Below are 5524 nucleotides of genomic sequence, written 5' to 3'. Positions count from 1 at the left end.
GACGGTTCGGGAACGACGCCGTCGCAGGTCACCACCTGCCGAGAAATCCCCGCGGGCGCGGGGGAGGACGTCAGGACGGCCGGCAAGGTTAAACTGTCGAACTATGACGGAGACCACAGCCGACGTTCCGGAGCTGCCGGCGTTGGCCGAGGGCCTGCACCGTGCGCTGTCCCGGCTCTACGCCATCCTGCGGCGCGGCGACGTCAGCCGCGGCGACCACGGTGACCTCGCCAGCTCCACGACCAGCGACCTGACCCTGGCCCAGCTGTCGATCCTGATCACGCTGCTGCACAGCGGGCCGATGCGGATGACCGAACTGGCCGCGCACGAACGGGTCCGCACCCCGACCACCACCGTCGCGATCCGGCGGCTGGAGAAGGTCGGGCTGGTGAAGCGGGCCCGCGACCCGTCCGACCTGCGGGCGGTGCTGGTCGAGATCACCCCGCAGGGCCTCGCGGTGCACCGGGAATCGCTGGCCAACCGGCACGCGGCCCTAGCCGCGATGCTGAGCCGGCTCAGCCACGACGACTTGGCGACCCTCACCGCAGCGCTGGCCCCGCTGGAACGGCTGGCCAGCTGCGAACTCGCCGACGCCCCGCTCGCGGCCAGTGACGGGCAGCCCTGACCGCCCGCGGGTGGCCAGCACCGGGGCTCCGCGCGTGCCGACCGCACTGATCACCGGCGCCGGCGGCGGGATCGGATCGGCCATCGCCGCCGCCCTGGCGCCCACCCACACCCTGGTGTTGGCCGGTCGTCCCTCCCCGCGACTGACCGCGGTCGCCGAACGGTTCGGTGCGAGCACCCTGCCGATGGACCTGGCCGACGCCGACGGGATCGCGGCCGCCACCGGCACAGTCACCGACCTCGACGTGCTGGTGCACGACGCCGGGGTGCTGTTCCCCGGCCATGTCGCCGAATCCACCGTCGCCGAGTGGCGGGAGACCTTCGCGGTCAACGTGATCGGTGCGGTCGCGCTGACACTGGCGTTGCTGCCCACGCTGCGTCGCAGCAGCGGCCGGGTTGTGTTCGTCAATTCAGGTTCGGGGCAACGGGTTTCGGCCAGGTTAGCGTCGTATTCGGCGAGCAAGTTCGCGTTGCGCGCATTCGCCGATGCGCTGCGCGACGACGAGCCGGCACTGCGGGTGACCACCGTCTACCCCGGTCAGACCGACACCGCGATGCTGCGCGACCGGATCACCTTCGAGGGCGGCGAATACGACGCGGCAAGGTACCTCCGCCCGGAGAGTGTCGCCCGGGTGGTGGCCGACGTGGTGGCCGCCGCACCGGACGCACACGTCCACGAGGTGGTGGTGCGGCCGCGCTGACTCGGCCGATCAGTCCCGGAGATCCTGGTCGACCGCGCCGCCGGTGGCTTCCCGGCGCACCTTGAACAGCTTGGTCTCTCCGGGTACGCCCTTGAGCCGCGGCGCCCCGACGAATTCCCAACGGAGCCCCTCCGCGCGGCCGATCACCCGCCGCGCCGATCCGGATACCAGCACCGTGCCCGGCTGAGCCACGCCGGTGATGCGGCTGGCGACGTTGACCGGACTGCCGAACCAGTCCCGAGCCCGGCTGACCGCCTGACCCCAGGCGATCCCGATCCGCAGCTCCGGCAGCGTGTCGTCGCGGTCCGCCGCCTCCGACAGATCCAGCGTCGTTTCGGCCAGGCGGACCGGGTCCGGGGAGACCAGCATCACCGCATCGCCGATCGTCTTGACCAGCCGAACCGGCGCTATCGCCACGTCACGAGCTAGATCGGCAAGCCGCTCAACCAAACCGACCAGTTCCTCGGGTGGAATCACCTCCCCCAACCGGGTGAAGCCGACCATGTCGGCGAAGGCGACGGCGAGTCGCCGCGCGCCGGGCAGGGCGATCCCGGCGGCCCGTTCCCGGGCGTTGATCCCCTCGCCTTCCAGCGCATGGCGGAACTGCACGAACAGGAGTTCGGCGACCAGTGGCCCGAGCAAAGGTGCGACGCGATGCAGGATCACCTCGTACGCCTTGGCCACCTGCAACTCGGTGGCTCCCGGATGCAGCACGGCCGACATCGCGCCGTAGCGGATAGCCGGGATGGCGCGCGAGAGCCCGTCGGAGAGCCGACGAACCAACAGGATCACCTGATCGGGCTCCAGGCCGAGGTCGATGACCTGCTGCCAGTGCGCGGCCGCCTCGATGTCGGCGCGCAGGTGAACGGCGGCGTCCGGATTCTCAACCCGCGGCAGCCCCATCGCGCGCTCGATGCGCTGCAGCAGCTCCAAGTCGATTCCGTGCGTCTCGCTGATCTCCCGGGCGGACGCATGGCTACCGTCATCGCCCAGCGCTCGATTCCCGGGCAGCAGGATCGCAGCGGGCTCGTCGCGAAGCTGTTCGACGGTGAAGCCCTGCTCCACCAGCCAGGCGAGAAGCTCCGCCCGCTCTTCTCGAGCACCGTCCTCCAGACCAACCAGGAAGCCGGCTTCTTCGATCGGGTCGTTCGCCATTGCCCCCTCAGACCACCAGGTTGACCAGCCGTCCCGGCACCACGATCACCTTCTTGGGCTGCGCGCCGGCCAGAAACGCCTGCACCTTCTCGTCGGCCAGCGCGGCGGCCCGGATGTCGCCGGCGGCGGCGTCGGTGGCCACCGTGATCAGGCCCCGTTTCTTGCCGTTGACCTGCACCGGGTACTCGACGGTGGCGGTTTCCAGATAGGCCGGGTCGGCGGCCGGGAACGGCCCGTGCGCCAGCGACGCATCGTGGCCGAGGCGCCGCCACAGCTCTTCGGCCAGGTGCGGCGCCAGCGGTGCGAGCATCAGCACCAGCGGCTCGGCCGCCGCGCGCGGCACCGGGTCCCGGTGATGTTTGGTGAGGTGGTTGGTGTACTCGATCAGTTTGGCGGCGGCGGTGTTATTGCGCAGTCCCACGTAGTCTTCGGTCACGCCGGCGACGGTGCGGTGCAGCACCCGCAGCGTCTCGGGACCCGGCTCGGCGTCGTCGACCTTGGTCTGGCCGGTCCGCTCGTCGACGATCAGGCGCCACACCCGCTGCAGGAAACGCTGCGCCCCGACGACGTCCTTGGTCGACCACGGCCTGGATGCCTCCAGCGGGCCCATCGACATCTCGTAGACGCGCAGCGTGTCCGCTCCGTAGGCGTCGCAGATCTCGTCCGGCGACACCGAGTTCTTCAGGCTCTTGCCCATCTTGCCGAATTCCTGGGCCACCTCGACCACCGGGCCGTCGTCGGATTCGGCGTACACGTGCTTGCCGTCGCGTTCTTCCACCTTCGCGGCCGGAACGTAGCCGCCCCTGGTGTCGGTGTAGGCGAACGCCTGGATGTAGCCCTGGTTGACCAGCCGCCGGTACGGCTCCCGTGAGCTGACGTGCCCCAGGTCGTAGAGCACCTTGTGCCAGAACCGCGAATACAGCAGGTGCAGCACCGCGTGCTCCACCCCGCCGACGTACAGGTCCACACCGCCCGGGTCGTCGGCGCCGTGCTCGGCCGGCCTGGGCCCCATCCAGTAGGCCTCGTTCTCCGGCGCGCAGAATCGCTCGGTGTTCTGCGGATCAAGGTAGCGCAGTTCGTACCAGGAGCTGCCGGCCCACTGCGGCATCACGTTGGTGTCCCGGGTGTAGGGCTTGAGCCCGTCGCCGAGGTCCAGCTCGACGTGCACCCAGTCGGTCGCCTTGGCCAGCGGCGGGGACGGCTCGCTGTCGGCATCGTCCGGGTCGAACAAGACCGGCGAGTACTCGCTGATCTCCGGCAGCTCCACCGGCAGCGCCGTCTCGTCCAGCGGCCGCGGCCGGCCGTCGTCGTCGTAGACGATCGGGAACGGCTCCCCCCAGTAGCGCTGCCGGGCGAACAGCCAGTCGCGCAGCTTGTATTCGATTCGGGCCCAGCCGCGCCCGTCGGTGGTCAGGCGCGCGGTGATGGCCTCCTTGGCCGCGGCGACGGTCATCCCGTCCAGGTAGCCGGAGTTGACCAGCACACCGTCGCCGACGTAGGCGGACTCCGAGATATCGCCGCCGGCAATGACTTCCACGACCGGCAAGCCGAACTCGTGGGCGAAGTCCCAGTCGCGCTGGTCGTGGCCGGGCACCGCCATGATCGCCCCGGTGCCGTATCCGGCCAGCACATAGTCGGCGATGAAGATCGGCACCGGCTCGCCGTTGGCCGGGTTCATCGCATAGCTGCCCAGGAACACCCCGGTCTTGGTCTTGTTCTCTTGGCGCTCCAGGTCGGATTTCGCGGCGATCGCCTTGCGGTAGCCGGCGACGGCCGCCACCGGCGTCGCCGACTCGAAGGTCCATCGCGGATCGACGGTCTCCGGCCAGACGACGGCGGTCAGCTGATCCACCAGGTCGTGCTCCGGGGCCAGCACCAGGTAGCTCGCGCCGAACAGGGTGTCGGGACGGGTGGTGAAGACCTCGATGTCGGCCGGTCAGCCGGAGACGAGGCTCACCTGAAACAACACCGACGCTCCGGTGGATCGGCCGATCCAGTTGCGCTGCATCGTCTTGACCTTCTCCGGCCAGTCCAGTAGCTCGAGGTCGTCCAGCAACCGGTCCGCATATGCAGTGATCCGCATCATCCACTGCCGCAACCGCTTCCGGAACACCGGGAAGTTGCCACGATCGCTGCGCCCGTCCGCGGTCACCTCTTCGTTGGCCAGCACCGTGCCCAGACCGGGGCACCAGTTCACCAACGAGTCGGACCGGTAGACCAGCCGGTAGCCGTCGACCGCGTCCGCCCGCTCCCCGGGAGACAGCTCGCCCCACTGCCGCCCGTCGCCGAGTTCCCGTGCCCCGGAATCCAACTCCGCGACCAACTCGGCGATCGGCCGGGCTCTGCCGGCCGCGGCGTCGAACCAGGCGTTGTAGACCTGCAGGAAGATCCACTGAGTCCACTTGTAGAAGCCGACGTCGGTGGTCGCGAAGCTACGCCTGGTGTCGTGGCCGAAACCGAGGCGGCCCACCTGCCGCCTGAAATTCGCGATGTTGGCTTCGGTTCGGGTGCGCGGATGGGTGCCGGTCTCCACCGCGTACTGCTCCGCGGGCAAACCGAAGGCATCGAAACCAAAGGCGTGCAACACATTCTGTCCGGTCATCCGCGAGTAGCGGGCGTAGACATCGGTGGCGATGAAGCCCAGCGGGTGACCGACGTGCAGCCCGTCTCCGGACGGGTAGGGAAACATGTCCTGCACGAACAGCTTCCGCTCAGGCGGCGCGGAGCCGTCCGGCGCGGCCAGCGTGCCGACCGGGTTGGCGACGTCGAACGTTCCCGACTCCGCCCAGTACCGCTGCCAGCTGCGCTCGATCCGGTCGGCGAGCTCGGCGGTGTACCGATGCGCGGGGACGTCGGCGTCCGCGTCGCCGGCGGCGGGCCCTGTCCGAGAGTCACTCACCTCAACAGGGTAAACAGGCTCGGACCGGCCGGTTCGGCCGCCACGGCTTGGTCTCGGTTGGGTTGCGGGCCGGTGAGGAGTTCGTCCCAGGTTGATCCCGGGCCTGGTGACCGGCGCCCCACGCTGATTACCGTTTTCGGCAGCC

At 69.7% G+C, this 5524-nt stretch carries 3 protein-coding genes and 1 pseudogene; 2 read left to right on the top strand and 2 right to left on the bottom strand.

Annotated elements, in window-relative coordinates; translation table 11 throughout:
* Window positions 1–103 precede the first annotated feature (103 nt).
* Together AC2VNT_RS08190 and AC2VNT_RS08185 are read left to right on the top strand one after the other, a co-directional pair.
* The gene (locus AC2VNT_RS08190) at window positions 104–625 is read left to right on the top strand and encodes a MarR family winged helix-turn-helix transcriptional regulator (protein WP_486946379.1); all 522 of its coding nucleotides are present in this window, start codon (window positions 104–106) and stop codon (window positions 623–625) included.
* A 34-nt stretch (window positions 626–659) separates the two neighbouring features.
* Window positions 660–1325 carry an SDR family oxidoreductase gene (locus AC2VNT_RS08185; protein WP_486946378.1) on the top strand — a complete coding sequence of 222 codons (666 nt, stop codon included), beginning with the start codon at window positions 660–662 and terminating at the stop codon, window positions 1323–1325.
* A gap of 9 nt (window positions 1326–1334) precedes the next feature.
* Here the strand turns inward: AC2VNT_RS08185 and AC2VNT_RS08180 are convergent, their stop codons facing one another.
* Together AC2VNT_RS08180 and leuS are read right to left on the bottom strand one after the other, a co-directional pair.
* A complete protein-coding gene (locus tag AC2VNT_RS08180) occupies window positions 1335–2480 on the bottom strand; it encodes an adenylate/guanylate cyclase domain-containing protein (RefSeq protein ID WP_486946377.1) in 1146 nt (381 codons plus the stop codon).
* A gap of 7 nt (window positions 2481–2487) precedes the next feature.
* Window positions 2488–5379 (bottom strand): annotated as a pseudogene (leuS, locus tag AC2VNT_RS08175) (leucine--tRNA ligase).
* Window positions 5380–5524: the final 145 nt, after the last annotated feature.

Source organism: Mycobacterium sp. TH-M15, from assembly GCF_057473705.1.
This window is presented reverse-complemented; position numbering and strand designations above follow the sequence as displayed.